Annotated in this window: 16 protein-coding genes and 1 riboswitch; of the genes, 10 read left to right on the top strand and 6 right to left on the bottom strand. The window is 55.0% G+C overall.

Annotated elements, in window-relative coordinates:
- Positions 1 to 54 precede the first annotated feature (54 nt).
- Entirely contained in the window at positions 55 to 1,707 is a 1,653-nt protein-coding gene (mqo, locus tag ACVWZ0_RS11375) for a malate dehydrogenase (quinone) (protein ID WP_253454115.1), read from the top strand.
- A gap of 156 nt (positions 1,708 to 1,863) precedes the next feature.
- On the opposite strand, the gene ACVWZ0_RS11370 is transcribed toward mqo, so the two are convergent.
- From ACVWZ0_RS11370 to ACVWZ0_RS11360, 3 genes are all read right to left on the bottom strand, one after another.
- Positions 1,864 to 2,064 (bottom strand): hypothetical protein, encoded by a 201-nt coding sequence (locus ACVWZ0_RS11370; protein WP_253454117.1) that lies wholly within the window; start codon positions 2,062 to 2,064, stop codon positions 1,864 to 1,866.
- A gap of 269 nt (positions 2,065 to 2,333) precedes the next feature.
- Complete coding sequence (gene nudI, locus ACVWZ0_RS11365; RefSeq protein WP_253454119.1) at positions 2,334 to 2,759, bottom strand: nucleoside triphosphatase NudI; 426 nt, start codon at positions 2,757 to 2,759, stop codon at positions 2,334 to 2,336.
- A 321-nt stretch (positions 2,760 to 3,080) separates the two neighbouring features.
- The gene (locus tag ACVWZ0_RS11360; protein ID WP_253454121.1) at positions 3,081 to 5,402 is read right to left on the bottom strand and encodes an FdhF/YdeP family oxidoreductase; all 2,322 of its coding nucleotides are present in this window, start codon (positions 5,400 to 5,402) and stop codon (positions 3,081 to 3,083) included.
- A 181-nt stretch (positions 5,403 to 5,583) separates the two neighbouring features.
- Positions 5,584 to 5,686: riboswitch (TPP riboswitch) on the top strand.
- A gap of 45 nt (positions 5,687 to 5,731) precedes the next feature.
- On the opposite strand from ACVWZ0_RS11360, the gene ACVWZ0_RS11355 reads away from it, so the two are divergent.
- The 5 genes from ACVWZ0_RS11355 to ACVWZ0_RS11335 all read left to right on the top strand — a co-directional run bounded on the left by ACVWZ0_RS11355 (position 5,732) and on the right by ACVWZ0_RS11335 (position 10,164).
- Positions 5,732 to 6,418, top strand: a complete 687-nt coding sequence (locus tag ACVWZ0_RS11355) for a TenA family protein (protein WP_253454123.1) — start codon at positions 5,732 to 5,734, stop codon at positions 6,416 to 6,418.
- The gene (locus ACVWZ0_RS11350; RefSeq protein WP_253454125.1) at positions 6,415 to 7,134 is read left to right on the top strand and encodes an ABC transporter ATP-binding protein; all 720 of its coding nucleotides are present in this window, start codon (positions 6,415 to 6,417) and stop codon (positions 7,132 to 7,134) included. Before ACVWZ0_RS11355 ends, ACVWZ0_RS11350 begins: the two co-directional genes overlap by 4 nt.
- The gene (locus ACVWZ0_RS11345; RefSeq protein WP_253454127.1) at positions 7,131 to 7,877 is read left to right on the top strand and encodes an ABC transporter permease; all 747 of its coding nucleotides are present in this window, start codon (positions 7,131 to 7,133) and stop codon (positions 7,875 to 7,877) included. Before ACVWZ0_RS11350 ends, ACVWZ0_RS11345 begins: the two co-directional genes overlap by 4 nt.
- A 19-nt stretch (positions 7,878 to 7,896) precedes the next feature.
- The gene (locus ACVWZ0_RS11340; protein WP_253454128.1) at positions 7,897 to 8,829 is read left to right on the top strand and encodes an ABC transporter substrate-binding protein; all 933 of its coding nucleotides are present in this window, start codon (positions 7,897 to 7,899) and stop codon (positions 8,827 to 8,829) included.
- A gap of 114 nt (positions 8,830 to 8,943) precedes the next feature.
- Positions 8,944 to 10,164 (top strand): diguanylate phosphodiesterase, encoded by a 1,221-nt coding sequence (locus tag ACVWZ0_RS11335; RefSeq protein WP_253454130.1) that lies wholly within the window; start codon positions 8,944 to 8,946, stop codon positions 10,162 to 10,164.
- 46 nt (positions 10,165 to 10,210) lie between these two features.
- On the opposite strand, the gene ACVWZ0_RS11330 is transcribed toward ACVWZ0_RS11335, so the two are convergent.
- Positions 10,211 to 11,071 carry a DMT family transporter gene (locus ACVWZ0_RS11330; RefSeq protein WP_253454132.1) on the bottom strand — a complete coding sequence of 287 codons (861 nt, stop codon included), beginning with the start codon at positions 11,069 to 11,071 and terminating at the stop codon, positions 10,211 to 10,213.
- Positions 11,072 to 11,192: 121 nt separating this feature from the next.
- Between ACVWZ0_RS11330 and ACVWZ0_RS11325 the strand changes: the two genes are divergently transcribed.
- Positions 11,193 to 12,578: an aminotransferase-like domain-containing protein gene (locus ACVWZ0_RS11325; RefSeq protein WP_253454134.1), complete on the top strand. Its 1,386-nt coding sequence runs from the start codon at positions 11,193 to 11,195 to the stop codon at positions 12,576 to 12,578.
- A 128-nt stretch (positions 12,579 to 12,706) separates the two neighbouring features.
- Positions 12,707 to 13,345 (top strand): LysE family transporter, encoded by a 639-nt coding sequence (locus ACVWZ0_RS11320; RefSeq protein ID WP_253454136.1) that lies wholly within the window; start codon positions 12,707 to 12,709, stop codon positions 13,343 to 13,345.
- Between the two features lie 52 nt (positions 13,346 to 13,397).
- Here ACVWZ0_RS11320 and ACVWZ0_RS11315 read toward each other — a convergent pair whose 3' ends face one another.
- Together ACVWZ0_RS11315 and ACVWZ0_RS11310 are read right to left on the bottom strand one after the other, a co-directional pair.
- Positions 13,398 to 14,345, bottom strand: coding sequence for an Rpn family recombination-promoting nuclease/putative transposase (locus tag ACVWZ0_RS11315; RefSeq protein ID WP_253454138.1), 948 nt, complete (start codon positions 14,343 to 14,345; stop codon positions 13,398 to 13,400).
- Positions 14,346 to 14,531: 186 nt separating this feature from the next.
- Positions 14,532 to 15,497 carry an alpha/beta hydrolase gene (locus tag ACVWZ0_RS11310; protein WP_301289473.1) on the bottom strand — a complete coding sequence of 322 codons (966 nt, stop codon included), beginning with the start codon at positions 15,495 to 15,497 and terminating at the stop codon, positions 14,532 to 14,534.
- 299 nt (positions 15,498 to 15,796) lie between these two features.
- Between ACVWZ0_RS11310 and ACVWZ0_RS11305 the strand changes: the two genes are divergently transcribed.
- Together ACVWZ0_RS11305 and ACVWZ0_RS11300 are read left to right on the top strand one after the other, a co-directional pair.
- Positions 15,797 to 16,720 (top strand): LysR family transcriptional regulator, encoded by a 924-nt coding sequence (locus ACVWZ0_RS11305; protein ID WP_253454142.1) that lies wholly within the window; start codon positions 15,797 to 15,799, stop codon positions 16,718 to 16,720.
- A 243-nt stretch (positions 16,721 to 16,963) separates the two neighbouring features.
- On the top strand, positions 16,964 to 17,281 hold the full coding sequence (locus ACVWZ0_RS11300; protein WP_253454144.1) for a YdgH/BhsA/McbA family protein: 318 nt from the start codon (positions 16,964 to 16,966) through the stop codon (positions 17,279 to 17,281).
- Positions 17,282 to 17,372: the final 91 nt, after the last annotated feature.

Raw genomic sequence — 17,372 nt, 5'->3', positions numbered from 1 at the left:
AATATTTATGGACACTTTTTAACTAATGTCAAATCCCGACTATCGACACCTGCCATGATTAAATCAAAAAAACTGATTACCTCAGTTTCGCTGTCTGCGTTACTGATTTCTACAGCGATCCACGCTGAAACTGCACCAGAGAAAACCGACGTTCTGCTGATCGGCGGCGGCATCATGAGCGCCTCGCTGGGCACGATGCTGGAAGACGTTCAGCCAGACTGGAAACAGATTATGGTTGAGAAGCTCGACGGCGTCGCCCTTGAGTCTTCCAACGGCTGGAACAACGCCGGTACCGGCCACTCCGCCAATATGGAGCTGAACTATACGCCTGAGCGTGCCGACGGCACCATCGACGTCAGCAAGGCGCTGGAGATCAACGAAGCCTTTATGATCTCTCGCCAGTTCTGGACTTCTCAGGTGAAAAACGGCGTGCTGAACAACCCGCACTCCTTTATCAACTCTACGCCGCACATGAGCTTTGTCTGGGGCGACGACAACGTTGAGTTCCTGAGCAAGCGCTATGCTGCGCTGCAGAAAACCACCCTGTTCCAGGGCATGAAGTTCTCTACCGATCAGGATCAGATCAAACAGTGGGCGCCGCTGGTTATTGAAGGCCGCGATCCTAAGCAGAAAGTCGCGGCCACCTGGACGCCGGTAGGCACCGACGTTAACTACGGTGAGATCACTCGTCAGCTGACCGCCAGCCTGAAGAAAAACAGCAACTTTAAGCTGGAAACCTCTTCAGAAGTGACCGACTTTAAGCGTAACAGCGACAACTCCTGGCACGTGACCATCAAAGACGTGAAAAACGGCGGCGAACGCGCGATTGACGCGAAATATGTCTTTATCGGTGCTGGCGGCGGCGCGCTGAAGCTGCTGCAAAAAACCGGCATTCCGGAAGCGGACAACTATGCAGGCTTCCCGGTTGGCGGCTCTTTCCTGGTCACCGAGAATCCGGCCATTACCAGCCGTCACCTGCAAAAAGTGTACGGTCAGGCTTCCGTAGGCGCACCGCCAATGTCCGTTCCGCATATCGATGCGCGTAACCTGGACGGTAAGCGTGTGGTACTGTTTGGGCCGTTCGCGACCTTCTCTACCAAGTTCCTGAAAAACGGTTCGCTGTTCGATCTGCTGAGCACCACCACCACCAGCAACTTTATGCCGATGACCCACGTGGGCATGGATAACTTTGACCTGGTGAAATACCTGATTGGTCAGGTGATGCTGAGCGACGACGACCGTTTTGCCGCGCTGAAAGAGTACTATCCGGACGCGAAGAAAGAAGACTGGAAACTGATCCAGGCGGGTCAACGCGTGCAGATCATCAAGAAAGATGCGGATAAAGGCGGCGTGCTGAAGCTGGGTACAGAAATTGTGACCGATCAGCAGAAAACCGTGGCGGCCCTGCTGGGCGCATCGCCAGGCGCTTCGACTGCGGCACCTATCGCTATCAACGTGATGAAGAAGCTGTTCCCGGAGCAGTTCAACTCGCCGGAATGGCAGGAAAAGATCCATAAAGTGGTGCCAACCTACGGCCAGACGCTGAACGGTAACACCGAGCTGACGCAGCATGTCTGGGATGACACCGCGGCCACGCTGCAGCTGACCAAGCCACCGGTTATCAAGATGCCTGCTCAGGAGCCTGCGCAGTCCACCATTACTGGCCAGGCTGAGAAAACGCCAGCCCAGCACGATATGGCGCTGTAAATCCTGTTTCCCGCGCCGGATGGCGCGGGGATCTTTTCAATGATGTGTTTAGAAAAAATGCTGATTGATCGCCTCCTTAAACTATTCTGATTATTTTGCCGAACGTCCCTGAATCCCATTTTCAATAGTATCGATTAAACACCTGGATTTTCTCTTTTAACTCCACCAGCCTAATGATTTTCCCAAAACGTACAGCGCGTTTCCTAACGCTGCGCCTATCGCACCGCTTTGCCAGCCATCATAATCTTTAATTCCGCCGCGGGTTGTTAGCGTTGTTTCGGTTTCAGTCAGGCCACTGGTAATGCTATCGCTTCCTCCGTTTACGTAAATTAACTCTGAAGCATCAAGTTCTCTCATAGAAGTATCCTTCAGGCTGATGGCAACCAGCAGGTATAATGTTCGAAAGAGACACTATCCCTACGTCTGCGCGCAAAAGCGCCTGTAGCACAGGCTATCGGGAAATTAAGAAAGCCTGTTGAAAGAAAAAGTAGTGGTGAAAAATCAGTTTGTGAAGCAAGCGAAAGTAAAAATTTTAGTTAAGGAAATATTTAACAGATAATTTTGATTTTAATCAAAAATAAGGGGGCTCACATCCTAATAAACCGGGCTAGCGGCCGGGCAGGCCGCTAAATAAGCCCCTTGTGGGCAAATGTGATACGAGTCGCTTCATTCAGATCCATAGCTTTTAAGGTTTCAGGGGGGACCCATGCGATTTCCTGAAACTCCTCGTTAAAAGTAATATTTCGATTAGTACTGATGCAGTCAAATATAAGATAAATCATATAAATTTCTTCAGTTTTGCCATCCGGGTACGTTTTGGTTCGGATGTCATCACGAAAAGTCCAGGGCTGAATATCTGTGATGCATAGCTCCTCGCCTAACTCTTCATTTATTTCGCGCCTCAGGGCTTCTTCCAGTGTTTCGCCCGCCTCCATCCCTCCACCAGGCAAGGCCCACTGCCCCGGAAAAACACCACGATCCGCAGCCATTTTACAAAGCAAATACTCACCTTCGTTTTGAATCACAGGACATACGATTATCCTCTGTCGCATTTTATTTCCTTAATATCGCTATTTATCCATTAAAGTATCAGGAGGTTTTAACATGTTATTGACCTCAACTTAGGTCAGTTTTCCGAAAGGCTATCCGTAATTTCCCGTTTTGATATCTATGCGATTTTATCCGAGTTATGTTCTTTATTACTCTGTGCTGATTACTCGTTTTATTACTGCGGATATTCGGGAAGCTCAGTAACCTCGCAGGAGAAAGGATTGCGTGCTCAGGGTACGCTCAGCTGAAGCAATTTTAAAGCCATTACGTTTATTTTTGCGGGGTCAGGAAGAAAAGGAGAGGTCGCCCCCTCCTTCCCATTTTTAGCGCAGCGTGCCCGACGTTTCGGTCGCTTCTGCGTGCTCCAGCGCGACAGGAATGCTTTTATAAGCCGGAATACCGCTTTCGGTATCGAAGCTGTCCAGCGGCACCAGCACGTTGGCTTCCGGATAGTAGGCCGCGACCGAGCCAGGCGCCATGTCGTAAACCACTATCGTCAGATTATCCAGGCGTCGCGAGGTCTGCTTGCCGTCCGGATCGAGCGCCACCATATGCACCTTGTCGCCGACCCGCAGGCGGCGTTTTTCTGCCTCATCTGCCGAGATAAACAGCACGTCCCGCCTTCCCGTCACGCCGCGATAGCGATCGTTCAGCCCGTACAGCGTGGTGTTGTACTGATCGTGACTGCGCAGCGTCGTCAGCACCAAATCGTGGCACTTCAGCGAACGCGGATCCTCGTTAATGCCCTGCATGATCTTAAACTGCGCTTTACCCGACGGCGTCAGCCATTTGCGTTCCGACGCGGCGTTGTAAAGACGGAAGCCGCCCGGCTGTAGGATCTTGCGGTTAAAATCCTCAAAGGCCGGGAAAACGGCTTCGATAGCCTGGCGGATAAAGCTGTAGTCGCCGATCATTCTGTCCCAGTTCACCTTAGTGTTGGGCAGCGTGGCTTTCGCCAGACCCGCTACGATGGCCGGCTCCGACTTCAGCCATTCCGAAGCGGGCTTCAGCGAGCCGCGCGAGGCGTGCACCATCGACATGGAATCTTCCACGGTCACGCTCTGCTCGCCCGATGCCTGCCTGTCGATTTCGGTTCGGCCAAGCACCGGCAGCAGATAGTTATGTTTGCCCAACAGCAGATGCGAGCGGTTCAGCTTGGTCGCCATATGCACCACCAGATCCAGCTTGCGCATCGCCTCGAAGGTTTGCTGCGGATCGGAGATCGCCTCCGCCAGGTTGCCGCCCAGGCAAAGCAGTGCTTTGGAGTGGCCGTCGCGGATCGCCTGAATAGCCTGCACCGCACCGTGTCCATGTTTCTGCGGCGGCTTAAAGCCAAACACTTTTTCCAGGTTGTCCAGCAGCGACTGCGGCGGGATTTCAGTAATGCCGACGGTACGATCGCCCTGTACGTTAGAGTGGCCGCGCAGTGGGCAGATGCCCGCGCCTTTCTTGCCGATATTGCCACGCATCAACAGCAGGTTAGCGATTTGCTGTACATTTTGCGTGCCGTACTGGTGCTGGGTGATACCCATGCCGTAACAGATAATGGTTCTTTCTGCTTTGGCATACAGGTGGGCAATATTCTGGATCTCTTCAAACGTCATACCGGAGACTTTCAGAATATGCGGCCAGTCGGTGGCATCCAGGTCCGCCTTCAGGGCGTCAAAACCTTCGGTATGTTCGCTGATAAAGCTTTCGTCCAGCACGCCGGGCTCTCCGGCCGCCAGCGCCCGCTCGTGCATCACCAGCAGACACTTCATCACGCCTTTCAGCATGGCGGCATCGCCGCCAACGCGCACTTTGTAATAGGTAGAAGCGAGCGTGGTGGAGCTGAGCGACAGCATTTCTACCGGGCTTTGCGGAGAGGTAAAGCGTTCAAGCCCTCTTTCCCGCAGCGGATTGATCGCCACGATGGTTGCGCCGCGTTTGGAGACTTCACGTAGCGTACCCAGCATGCGTGGATGATTAGTGCCGGGGTTATGGCCGATACACAGCACCAGATCGCAGTGATCGAAATCTTCCAGTTCGATGGTGCCTTTGCCTATGCCGATGGACTGCGGCAGGCCGACGCTGGTCGGCTCATGGCACATATTAGAGCAATCCGGGAAATTATTAGTGCCGTATTCGCGCGCGAACAGCTGCCAGAGAAACGCTGCTTCGTTAGAAGCGCGGCCTGAGGTATAGAACTCCACGCTATCCGGATCTTCGTAGCTTTGCAGCTTTTCGCCGATTTCACGGAAGGCGGTTTCCCATTCTATAGGCTGATAGGTATCGGTGGCCGCATCGTATTTCATCGGGTGAGTCAGACGGCCTTCGCCTTCCAGCTCAAAAGCGTTGCGTTGCCAAAGCTCACTGACGGTATGGGCAGAGAAAAATTCCGGCGTGGTGCGCTTGCTGGTGGCTTCCCAGGAAACGGCCTTGGCGCCATTTTCGCAAAATTCAAAGGAGGAACCGTGCTGAGGATCGGGCCACGCGCAGCCGGGACAATCGAAGCCCTGCGGCTGGTTGACTTTAAACAACGCGATCACGTCCTGTTTGACCGACATCTGGCCGCGGATCGCGTCGGCAACGGCCTTTAACGCTCCCCACCCCCCCGCTGAACCACCGTAAGGCGCTATTCCAATAGTCTTATTTTGTTGTTTCATACGACTCCGCATCACATTACAAACCAGTTTTTAGCTTAGAACAGCATGCGGCTTCCGACCGGTTTTTTGCTTTCAGAATGTTACCGAATGGCGCTATTAATAACCCATAGAGGCCAGCGACCTGAATCCACAATGGTGCTGAGCCTGCGCATTGTAAACAGAAAGTAAATACCGTATAACAATACGCACCGAGGGGTGTCCTGTTACGGGCTGAGATGGCGCAAGCCGAACCCTTTGAACCTGATCTGGGTCATGCCAGCGAAGGGACGGCTGAGCCAGATAACGCACGTTCCCGCGCCTGACCGGATCTCAAGTATTGAGGAGGTTCCGTGTTTGACGGTTTCTACGGACGGCTGCGTCAACAGACCGGCGATCGCTGGCTGCACTATATCCATCACCCTTTTGTTCGCCAGCTGGCTGACGGCACCCTGCCTGCGTCGGCTTTTCGCCGTTACCTTATCCAGGACTATCTGTTCCTTATCCATTTTGCCCGCGCCTACGCGCTGCTGGTCAGCAAATTTCAAACGCTGCCGGAGATGCGTGCGGCAATCCGCTCGCTGAACGCCATCGTCGACGAACTGCCGCTCCACGTGCGCTACTGCGCGCAGTGGGGCCTGACCGGGAAGGCGATGGCGGCGGAAACCGAGGCGCCAGAAACGCTAAATTATACCCGCTATGTGCTGGATATTGGTCACGCGGGCGACGCGCTCGATCTGTTGACCGCCCTGATGCCCTGCGTGGCTGGCTATGCCGAGATCGGCGTCGGCTTGCTGAACGATACGCAAACCGTATTGACCGGCAATCCCTACGCGCCGTGGATTGAAAACTATGGCGCTCCGCTTTACCTGAGCGGCGTGCAGGCTTCGCTGACGCTGTTTGAAAACCTGGCCGCCCAGCGCGGCGGCGCGAGCCGCTTTGAGGCGCTGGCGGGAATATTCGCCACCGCGACACGGCTGGAAACGGCATTCTGGCAGATGGGGCTTGATGCTGCCTGTGCTACGCCGGAAGCGCGATGACGCCGGGTATAGAGGTGAAGGCGGTCAGCCTGCATTTTAGCGATCGTACGTTATTTAAGCAGCTGAGCTTTACGCTGGCAGGTGGCCGCTTTACTTCTCTGCTTGGCCCCAGCGGCGTCGGTAAAAGCAGCCTGCTGAAGATCATTGCGGGGCTGCTTGCACCCTCGACAGGATCGGTGCTGGGTAGCGATGGGCTGCCGGTTGCCGGACGCATCGCCTGGATGGGACAGCGGGATCTGCTCTATCCGTGGCTTAGCGCGATCGATAATGTCGCGCTGGGTGCGCGTTTACGCGGCGAGAAAGCTGACAGACAATGGGCAGAACATCTGCTTGAACGCGTGGGCCTGGCTGGCAATGCCGGCGCGCTGCCCACCACGCTGTCGGGCGGGATGCGTCAGCGTGTCGCGCTCGCCCGGACCTTGTACGAGCGACGGCCCATTGTGCTAATGGATGAACCCTTTTCCGCTCTTGATGCCATTACCCGCGCCCAAATTCAGGCGCTGGCCGCAGAGCTGCTGGCCGACTGCACCGTGCTGCTGATTACGCACGATCCAGTAGAAGCCTGTCGCCTCAGTCATCGCCTGCTGATCCTTTCTGCTGCCGGGCTTAGCGAGCTTCCTGAGCTGGCTGGTCAGCCGCCGCGAGCGCCCGACGATCCCAATTTATTGCGTAGCCAGGCGCAGCTTATGCGCCAGCTGACAGAGGACATGGCATGAATGCAGCAACGATACGCCGTGGCGTCACGGTATTTGTCGGGCTGATGGCGCTGTGGCAGCTGGCCACGCCTGGCAGCATCCCGGCTTTTCTGTTGCCCTCGCCCATCGCCGTGGCTGCGGCTATGCGGGATAACGCTGGCTATCTCGCTTACCACACGCTTATTACCGCTACTGAAATCGCCGGCGGGCTTATCGCGGGCGTGCTGCTCGGCGCCCTGCTGGCGCTGCTGATGACCTTTTCGCCCGGCCTGCAACGCTGGCTGATGCCGCTGGTATTGACCAGCCAGGCGATCCCCGTGTTTGCGCTGGCGCCGCTGCTGGTGCTCTGGTTTGGCTTCGGCATCAGCGCCAAAATTGTGATGGCGATCCTGGTGATTTTTTTCCCGGTTGCCTCCGCTTTTTTTGATGGCTTACGGCGGGTCGAACAGGACTATCTGGATCTGGCGCGCACGATGGGTGCCTCTTCCGCTTCGCAGCTGCGGCATGTGCGGCTGATGGCGGCGCTGCCGGCCTTTGGCTCAGGGCTGCGGATGGCGGTCGCCGTCGCGCCCATTGGTGCGATTGTCGGCGAATGGGTGGGCTCCGCCGAAGGATTGGGGTTTGTAATGCTGAATGCTAACGCGCGAATGCAGAGCGATCTCTGCTTCGCCGCCCTGTTTGTGCTGGTAGCCATGACGATTGCGCTCTGGCTGAGTACCGATATCCTGCTGCGCCGCCTGATCCGCTGGTCGCCGGAGCGTTAATCACCGTAAGGACAAGATAATGAAAAAAGCTTTAGTTTGTGGGCTGGTGGTAGCAACGTTATCTCCTTTCACCAGCGCGGCGCAAAAGCTGACGCTGATGCTGGACTGGTATGTTAATCCCGATCACGCGCCGATTATGGTGGCGCAGCAGACTGGCGCGTTTAAGGCTCAGGGGCTGGATGTGACGATTATTCCGCCTTCCGATCCGGCGTTGCCGCCACGTCTGGTCGCGGCCGGTAAGGTGGATCTGGCGGTGACCTATCAGCCACAGCTGCACTTTTTTGCCGACCAGGGCTTACCGCTGGTACGCGTCGGCACGCTGATTGATTCCCCACTCAACACGCTGATTACGCTTGATAAAAGCGTGCATTCTCCGGCAGACCTGCAAGGGAAAACGGTGGGGTATTCCGTCAGCGGCATCGAACAGGCCACGCTCGCCGCTATGCTGCAGCACGACCAGCGGCAACTCAGCGACGTTAAGCTGGTTAACGTCAATTTTCAGCTGACCAGCGCGTTGCTGACCGGCAAAGTTGATGCGGTCATCGGCGGCTACCGTAATATTGAAGCGCTGGAAGTGAAGCTTCAGGGCAAAGATCCCGTGGTGTTCAACGTCGAGGACTACGGCGTGCCGGCCTATGATGAGCTAATTCTGGTGGCGAATCGCGATAGCCTGAACAAACCCGCTATCAAAAAGTTCCTGATAGCGCTCAAGCAGGGCAACGACTACTTGCAGGCCCATCCTGAAGAAAGCTGGCGGGCATTCGCTAAATTGCATCCTGAGCTGAACACCGGGCTGAACAGACAGGCATGGGTAAAAACGCTGCCGCTGTTTGCCCGCGACCCGGCCCGCCTGGATCGCCAGCGCTATCGGCAGTATGAAACTTTTCTTTTTAACCATGGGCTGATTAAAAAAATTACGCCGGTTAACGACTACGTCGTCGAAATCCAGTAAGCTCGCGGGCTGACGCCACAAGCTGAATTTTAATCGATTTCAAATTGCGCTGGACAACACCGCAAAGGCATCTGGTAAGGTATGCATAAAATAGCGAAAAATCTGGAAGCCCCCATGCTGTCAACCATCATCTATCGTAGCCATATTTCCGATGACGTCGCGTATAAGACGTTGGGGAAACTGGCCGAACAAGCCAATCAGGTCAACGAATCACACAGCGTGACGGGCATTTTATTGTTCAACGGCACCCACTTTTTCCAGGTGCTGGAGGGCCCGGAGGACGCTGTGACCGCTATCTATGAGGAGATCTGCAACGATCCCCGGCACCATAATCTGGTAGAACTGATGCGCGATTACGCGCCCGCCAGACGTTTTGGCAATGTCGGCATGGAACTGTTCGACCTGCGTGAATACGACCCGGAAAACGTGCTGCAGGCCGTGCTCGATAAAGGCACCTCTAAGTATCAGCTGACTTACGACGATCGCGCATTGCAGTTCCTGCGCGTGTTTGTCGACGCCACCGAACGGGAAAACTATTTTGAGATCCCGCCGGGCGACTCCTGGGAGTTCGTTGTCGATCGCGAGGAAGCGCTGCCCCGCGAGGCCGTTCCCTCGGCCACGGCCGACTACAGCTTCGCTTTTCAGCCGATTATCGATCCGCTTTCCCGCCAGATCGTGTCGCTTGAGGCCGTTATGCGCCCAACGTCGGGCATGTCGGCGGCCGATTATCTCGCCGGGCTGCCGCGCAGTGAAAGGTATAGCGTCGATCTTAAATCCAAACAGCACGTTTTTGCGATGGCGAAGCAGCTGGGCATTAATGGCCTGACGCTGTCGATCAACCTGCTGCCGATGTCGCTGGCGATTGTGCCGGATGCGGTCGATTTCCTGCTGGAGGCGATCCATGCTAACGGGCTGGTGCCTGAGCAAATCGTTGTTGAGGTCACGGAGAACGGCACGGTATTCCGCGCGGACGAATTCGAGGCGGCGATTAAAAAACTCAAGGCTTCCGGTATCAGCCTGGCGATTGATGGCTTTGGCGCCGGTTCTGCCGGGCTGGTGCTGCTGACCCAGTTTCAGCCTGACAAAATCAAAATCGATCGCAACATCATTGCCGACGTGCATAAAAGCGGCCCGAAACAGGCTATCGTGCAGGCGATTTTGAAATTTTGCTCCTCTTTGCAGATCGCCGTGATTGCCGAAGGCGTTAACAAGCCCGAAGAGTGGATGTGGTTGGAGTCGGCAGGCATTTGCAACTTCCAGGGCGCGCTGTTCGCGCCGTCCACGCTGAACGCTTTCCCTGTCGTGGCCTGGCCGGAAAAACTCGAAAACGATTAACCTTCGGCCTGCGAACCGGCAGCCCATGCCGCCGGTTCGTTCACCCTCAGGCAAATTTTTTTGCGCCCGCCACGCAGCCCAGCGCGGCCAAAGCGCATGCCAGCATTACGCCGCTGATGCTTTCGTGCAGAAACAGTGCCGCAAAACCAAAGCCGATAAAAGGTTGCAGCAGCTGCAGCTGCCCTATCGCCGCCGTGCCGCCCTTCGCCAGGCCGTGATACCAAAAAATAAAGCCGATCAGCATGCTGAACAGCGAGACGTAGCCTAATCCCATCCATGCGGAAAACGTCACCGCCTGGAACGAAGCTGGCCAGGTCAGCGCAGCAATGGGCAGCGCTACCGGAAGAGCCAGTGCTAACGCCCAGGCAATAGTTTGCCAACCGCCCAGTCCGCGCGCCACACGAGCGCCTTCCGCATAGCCCGCGCCGCAGACGATCACGGCCGCTATGGTCAGTAAATCCTGCCATGAAGCATGACTTTCTTTAGCGGCCAGCGCGTAGCTCGCCACAACAGCGCCGCCAGCCAGCGAAAATAGCCAGAAAGCGGGCTGCGGCCTGCGCTCGCCGCGAACCACGCCAAAGGCGGCAGTACAGAGCGGCAACAGCCCAAGGTACATAAGCGAATGAGCGGCGGAAACGTCCTGCAGCGCAAAAGCCGTCAGCAGCGGAAAACCTATCACTACGCCCATAGCAACCACCATAAGCGAAAACAGATCCGCACGCTGCGGCATTCGTTGACGACCGAGCGCCAGCAGCAGCAGTGCCGCCACCGCCGCAAGGCTGGCGCGCGCAGAAGTTAAAAACAGCGGCGTGAAGTCCGCCACCGCCAGCCGCGTTGCCGGTAGCGATCCGGCAAAAATCACCACACCCGCCAGCCCGCTAAGCCAGCCGTTCGCTTTATTTTTCATGCTTTCTCCCGTTGGACTTCGCTCAGTTAAGCATTGGCAGGATCGCTTACGCCAGATACAATCCAGTACAATTAATCTGAACTGTACTGGCTGTGAATGCAGTACAGGCGTGAGGAACGCCATGCCGCGTAGCCAGACACGTATCGCTTCGGTAATGGAGCAGGTGCGCAAACAGATAGCCGCCCGCGCTTATCTTCCCGGCGCGCGCTTGCCCTCCGTGCGCCAGCAGGCGCGCCTTTCTGGCGTGTCGGTTTCTACCGTAGTGGAAGCTTATGAACGGCTGGCCGCTGAAAACCTCATTGCGGCCCGGCCCGGCGCCGGTTTTTTTGTATCAGGCCCGGCGGCTCCGCTTGATTTAACGCAGCTGACGGCCGATAAAGAGCGCGATATCGATCCTTTATGGATATCGCGCCAGGCGCTGGAGGCGGATCCACAGCTGCTTAAGCCCGGCTGCGGCTGGCTGCCACCCTCATGGCTGTACGAAGAAGGCGTACGCAAAGCGATGCGCATGGCGGCACGAGCGCAGAGCGCGCTACTGACCGACTACGCCTCGCCCTATGGGCACGCAGAGCTACGCCAGTTTTTAGGCCGCAAGCTGGCGAAAACGGGGATTACCGCGACGGCAGATCAGATCATGCTGACCGAATCAGGCACCCAGGCCGTAGATTTGATCTGCCGTTTTTTACTCCAGCCGGGAGACTGCGTGCTGGTTGACGATCCCTGCTATTTCAATTTTCACGCGCTGCTTCGCGCTCACCCGGTAAAGATCGTCGGCGTGCCGTTCACGCCGCAGGGGCCAGATCTGACGGCGTTTGCCCAAATCCTGCAAAACCACGCTCCCCGGCTTTATATCACTAATGCAGGTATCCATAATCCTACTGGCGTATCGCTTACGCCAGTGGTTGCCCATCAGATGCTTAAGCTTGCGGAAGCGGCCGGGCTGATTATTGTGGAAGATGATATCTTTGCCGATTTTGAAACCCATCCCGCGCCAAGACTGGCGGCGTATGACGGTTTACATAACGTTATTCAAATCGGCAGCTTTTCCAAAACGGTTTCGGCGGCGGTGCGCTGCGGCTATATTGTCGCCCGGCGAGACTGGACGGACAGCCTTGTCGATTTGAAAATTGCTACCAGCTTCGGCGGCGGTCAGCTTGCCTCAATGCTGCTGCACAGCGCGCTGACAGGCAGCGGCTATCGACGCCATATGGAATCGGTACGGTTACGGCTGGCGGTAGCGATGCAAACCACGCTGGAAAAGCTGGCGGCGCTGGATATCCTGCCCTGGCATACGCCACAGGCCGGTATGTTCCTCTGGTGCCGTCTACCTGAAGGTGCCGATGCCGCACGGGCGTCACGCGCCTGCTTAAAAGAAGGCGTCGTGCTGGCGCCCGGTAACGCGTTCAGTCAATCCGGTTCGGCAGCGGATTTTTTGCGCTTTAATGTCTCACAGTGTAATGATCCTGCCATCTTCTCCGCGCTGAAACGTGCGCTTAAGCAGGGTTGATTGACTTTCCTTCGCGGCGCAACTTTTCCTTTTAACGCTATGAATAACCAGGATACTTTGTTTCTGTTGAGCAATCATGCTTTACACCGTCTGATGACGGCCGCGGATCGGCTATAAGGAACGCTTTCGTGATGCAATTTTCCAGCGGTTTTTTTCTCAGCCTGTCGCTCTGCCTGGATATCGGCATCGCCAATATCGCTATGATCACGCTGGCCATGCAGCGCGGCTATTTTCATGGCTTCTGGCTTGGGATCGGCACCTGTGTGGGCGACCTGGCGTACGCGCTGCTGGCGCTGGCCGGTATGACGGTGCTGTTACAGTTTGCCGCGGTGCGCTGGGTACTGTGGATTGGCGGCGGCGCGATGCTGCTGTGGTTCGCGCTGAAAATGGCGCTGGCCGCGTTTCGTCGTCAGGGTGAACTGCGTACTGACGAGCCGCAGCAGGCCAGGCCGCTACGCAACGAGTTTGGCCGCGGCGTGCTGCTGGCTATGTCCTCCCCCACGGCAATCCTGTGGTTCGCAACCGTCGGCGGCGCGCTGATTTCTCGTATGGGGCAGCACAGCACAACGGATTCGGGCTGGTTTCTGAGCGGTTTTTTCCTGGCGGGCGTCTTCTGGACCTGCGTTTTATGTCTGGTAGGCAGCTTCGGCGGCAGGCTGCTGGGTGCTCGTCTGCTGAAATATTCCTATATGGCCTCTGCCATAATCTTCAGCTATTTCGCGGTTTACGTGATTATTTCGGGCTATCGCGAGTTTATTATTGTCTGAACAGTACAACGCCGCCGGTAAGCTGCCGGCGGCGGAGCTGGAAGCAGGAAAGTTAGTGCTTAATTTGCCGAAGATCGTCCTCTGACAGTCCGGTCACTTCCATCACGGCTGCGCGATCGAATCCTTTTTCCAGCATGGTGCGGGCGATTTTCAGGCTGGCTTCGCGCTCGCCGTCCTGATGTCCCAGACTGCGGCCTTGTTCAAGTCCCTGTTCGAGTCCCACCTGTAATCCCTGTTCCCTGCCCATCTCTTCAAGTCTTTTTGCTATGGTCATCAGTTCATCCTTATGCTGCGGCAGTGCCTGTGCCAGTTCGTGGAGAAATCCTTTTACATCGGGCGTCTCTCCTGCCTGAATCATATAGTTTATCAGTGCGGCCTGCTGTTGTCCGCTCAGTTCGTCGCTCTGCATCAGCTGGGTTATTTCATTAAACAAATCATGCAGGTCGCGAATGCGAATATGTTTTTGCAGCAGCGTCAGCAGCGCCACCCGGCGGTGCTTTAAAATTTCATCATCCGGGATAACGGTAATATCCACCAGCGGAAAACGGCCGCCGTAGAGTTTTGCTGCCAGCCTGGGTTCACTAAAGAGATCCAGCCAGCTCATGCTGTAAGGATAAGGCGAGCGGCCGCCCTGGTAAAACAGCACCGGTATTACCAGCGGCAACATTTTATGACCGGCGTCCATATGCCGCTGCATGGCCGCAATAGCGTAGCGAAGCAGACGAAAAGGCATCATTCTGTCTGGCGAGCTTTGATGTTCGATTAATATATAGGCGTAGCCGTCGCCACGGGTGGTTTTAAGTGAGTAAAGGATATCGCTGTAGCAGGCTCGCAGATCGTCTTCAACAAAGCTGCCCGACTCCAGCCTGAGCGTGTCCAGATCGCAGATTTCACGCAGTTCCTCAGGCAGATGCAGCTCCAGAAAATCCTGAGCGTGGAGCGTGTTGGACAGAAACGTTTTAAAGATTGCGTCGTGCGGTGTAGGCGTACTGTTTTGCATTGGGGCCATCCTGTGCCGTTATGATGAAAATTCAGGCAAATGCTGGCACAGGATAAAAACAAAATAAAGATATTTTTATTATAATTTTCAATGCGTTACGATAACGTGTTACGGATTTTAGCGCTGAATTAGCGGTTAACCTTAGCGGGATGCCTGGCCGCACCCTTCAGGATGCGGCTTCAGATATTATTTTAAGGCATTTTTAAAGAATGAGGTCAGCTTAGCAAATGGGATAAGATCGGTACGGTCATACAGATCGACATGGCCCGCGCCCGGTACGATATATAATTCTTTCGGTTGTCCGGCTCGCTGGTAGGCATCTTCGCTAAATTCTTTGGAATGCGCTTTATCGCCGGTAATAAACAGCATCGGACGTGGCGAAATGGTGTCAATATCATTGGACGGATAGAAGTTCATAAACTTTCCGATGCTGCTCAGCATCGGTTTTGTCGTCAGCGCTTCTTTCTCGCCCTCCGGCGTATAACCACCGCGTGATGTGCGGTAGAAATCGAAGAATTCCCGTTGAATAGCAGACGTTGTATCGTCAAGCTTGTTCACCGTACCTGGAATATAGACCGTTTCTCCGCCTTTAAATTCAGCAAGACGCTGTTCCGTTGCCGTTTTGATAAATGCCTGGCGCTGTTCAGGCGTTACGGCATGCTGCAATCCATTACGGAAAGCGGCCCCCATGTCATACATGCTGACCGTCGCGATGGCCTTCATACGCGGGTCTATTTTGGCCGCGTTGATAACAAAGCTGCCGCTGCCGCAAATCCCCAGCACGCCAATTTTTTCTGCATTAATATAGGGTTGCGTACTTAAATAATCGACGGCGGCGCTAAAATCATCCGAATAGATTTCCGGAGAAATCAGATGGCCGGGTTTCCCCTCGCTTTCGCCCCAAAAAGAGAGGTCTATCGCCAGCGTGACGAATCCCTGCTCCGCCAGTTTTTGGGCGTAAAGAGTTGAGCTTTGTTCTTTTACCGCGCCCATAGGATGACCAATAACGATAGCCGGATTTTTACTTGCCTGCTTCATCCCTTTCGGCATAAATAAATTACCGACCACGTTCATTTGATACTGATTTTTAAAAATCACCTTTTGACGGGTAACCTTATCGCTTTTATAAAAGTTATCTGCGCCGTCAGACATATCGGCTCCGGTTGCAGCAAACGAGCTGATTGCCAGCCCTAATAACAAGGTTAATATTCTCACTGGAGAGTCCTCAATAGCTTTTATTAATATTTACATGAAGCAAGCCGCTATCGCCAAAACGCTTTATAGTCATCAGGATTAAAAACGACTCGCGGGAATAGCACAGAAAAACGCGGCGTTGATTCATTCTCAATGCTGGCCTGAGGAAATTTTACAGGTGGCGCACAGCATTACTAGCTAATGAATGCTTAATAGGTTTATAACTACAGCTTATCAATGATTGAGATCTGCACCTGATGAAACGCAACCTGAACGACCTACTCTATTTTGTTACCGTCGCGCGTGAAAAGAGCTTTACCCGCGCCGCCGCGAGACTGGGCGTGACTCAGCCTGCTCTCAGCCAGGCGATTTCCGCACTTGAGGAGCGTATGCAAATTCGCCTGCTTACGCGTACGACCCGTAGCGTCTCGCCAACGGTGGCCGGCGAGCGTTTACTGCTGACCATAGGTAACCGTATCGATGAAATCGAAGCCGAACTGGATATGCTTACCGAGATGCGCGATAAGCCAGCAGGCACGGTTCGCATTACCTGCGGCCCCAACGTTTTGCACAGTACGCTACTGCCAAAGCTGACGCCGCTGCTGCGCCAGTATCCTGACATCACCCTCGAATTTGATGCCAATCACGGATTTCGTGACATTGTCACAGATCGGTTCGATGCGGGCGTGCGGCTTGGCGATACCATAGATAAAGATATGATCGCGGTACCCATCGGCCCTGAGCTACGCATGGCCGCAGTGGCAACGCCGGAGTATTTTACACGTTACCCTCTTCCCGAAACGCCTCATGATCTCACGCAGCACGCCTGCATTAACCAGCGTATGGTTCGCTCTGGCGGGCTATACGTCTGGGACTTCGATCAGGACGGCGGCGATTTGAACGTACGCGTCAGCGGCCAGCTTATTTTCAATACTTCTGAACACATTGTTGCCGCAGCGCTGGCAGGACTTGGCATCGCTTTTTTACCCGAAGAAGAGTTCGGCAATCATATTGAAGAGGGACGGTTGATCCGTGTGCTGGAGCAGTGGTGCAGGCCTTTTCCCGGCTACTACCTCTATTATCCCAGCCGGAAACAGCCTTCACCCGCCTTCTCTCTGGTAGTCGATGCACTTCGGGTAAGCCGAAAGCGTAGACCTGCCAGCGGGTCGCCTCAGGGTTAGCGCAGCCCCTTCCCCGGCAGCGTCAGCCCTTCTCCGCCCTGGCACATGTAATGGAATGCAAATAACTTCCTGCGGATCGCCTTTAAATGTGAACGAAGATTTCTCCACGCCTGATTAGCAGCAATAGCTAAATACAACGTGGCGGAAAGGCGTTGTATAGCTCCTGAGGTTTACTTTTTATTAACAATAAATCCAAATGCGTAACACTGTGCGCCACGGGCAACCTTAATGAGGAGTGAAGTTATGAAAGCGTTAGTTCAGGATGTGCTCTCTATTTTTTCAGCGAAATCGATCGAGCCGGTGCTGGTTCGCTCAGGCCTGTCTCAGCGGGAAAAAGCCTCGATCGCGCCTTTCGGCGTAACGGAAGTCAGCTGGGCAACCTCGCTGGAAGATCTCCACGACGCGCTGGTGCAAAAGGCGCTGGCCGCAGGCGCGGTCGGTTACCATATTACCCATGTGGAATCCCATAAGCCGGGCCAGGAGACGCAGTCGGTGCTGGCTGCCACCGCCACGCTGTATAACATCAGCGACAGACAGATCGTTGATAACGCGGCGCTTTAAACGGATCGTGCCGAGGTCTGCATTTTCTGAATAGCGAGTGTGCTTTACCGGAATCCAACTATGGCAATCTCCTGAAGGCTGGTAGGCTTTC

This window comes from Erwinia sp. TECH1 (assembly GCF_054057575.1).
The sequence above is the reverse complement of the archived record's forward strand: the minus strand, read 5'-3'. Positions and strand labels throughout refer to the sequence as shown.

Bases quoted from the DNA above. Each gene is read 5' to 3' on its own strand.
- mqo (WP_253454115.1), top strand. From the start codon at position 55: ATGATTAAATCAAAAAAACTGATTACCTCAGTTTCGCTGTCTGCGTTA.
- ACVWZ0_RS11305 (WP_253454142.1), top strand. From the start codon at position 15,797: ATGAAACGCAACCTGAACGACCTACTCTATTTTGTTACCGTCGCGCGT.
- ACVWZ0_RS11340 (WP_253454128.1), top strand. From the start codon at position 7,897: ATGAAAAAAGCTTTAGTTTGTGGGCTGGTGGTAGCAACGTTATCTCCT.
- ACVWZ0_RS11335 (WP_253454130.1), top strand. From the start codon at position 8,944: ATGCTGTCAACCATCATCTATCGTAGCCATATTTCCGATGACGTCGCG.
- ACVWZ0_RS11350 (WP_253454125.1), top strand. From the start codon at position 6,415: ATGACGCCGGGTATAGAGGTGAAGGCGGTCAGCCTGCATTTTAGCGAT.
- ACVWZ0_RS11310 (WP_301289473.1), bottom strand. From the start codon at position 15,497: ATGTCTGACGGCGCAGATAACTTTTATAAAAGCGATAAGGTTACCCGT.
- ACVWZ0_RS11325 (WP_253454134.1), top strand. From the start codon at position 11,193: ATGCCGCGTAGCCAGACACGTATCGCTTCGGTAATGGAGCAGGTGCGC.
- ACVWZ0_RS11360 (WP_253454121.1), bottom strand. From the start codon at position 5,402: ATGAAACAACAAAATAAGACTATTGGAATAGCGCCTTACGGTGGTTCA.
- ACVWZ0_RS11315 (WP_253454138.1), bottom strand. From the start codon at position 14,345: ATGCAAAACAGTACGCCTACACCGCACGACGCAATCTTTAAAACGTTT.
- nudI (WP_253454119.1), bottom strand. From the start codon at position 2,759: ATGCGACAGAGGATAATCGTATGTCCTGTGATTCAAAACGAAGGTGAG.
- ACVWZ0_RS11300 (WP_253454144.1), top strand. From the start codon at position 16,964: ATGAAAGCGTTAGTTCAGGATGTGCTCTCTATTTTTTCAGCGAAATCG.
- ACVWZ0_RS11345 (WP_253454127.1), top strand. From the start codon at position 7,131: ATGAATGCAGCAACGATACGCCGTGGCGTCACGGTATTTGTCGGGCTG.
- ACVWZ0_RS11370 (WP_253454117.1), bottom strand. From the start codon at position 2,064: ATGAGAGAACTTGATGCTTCAGAGTTAATTTACGTAAACGGAGGAAGC.
- ACVWZ0_RS11330 (WP_253454132.1), bottom strand. From the start codon at position 11,071: ATGAAAAATAAAGCGAACGGCTGGCTTAGCGGGCTGGCGGGTGTGGTG.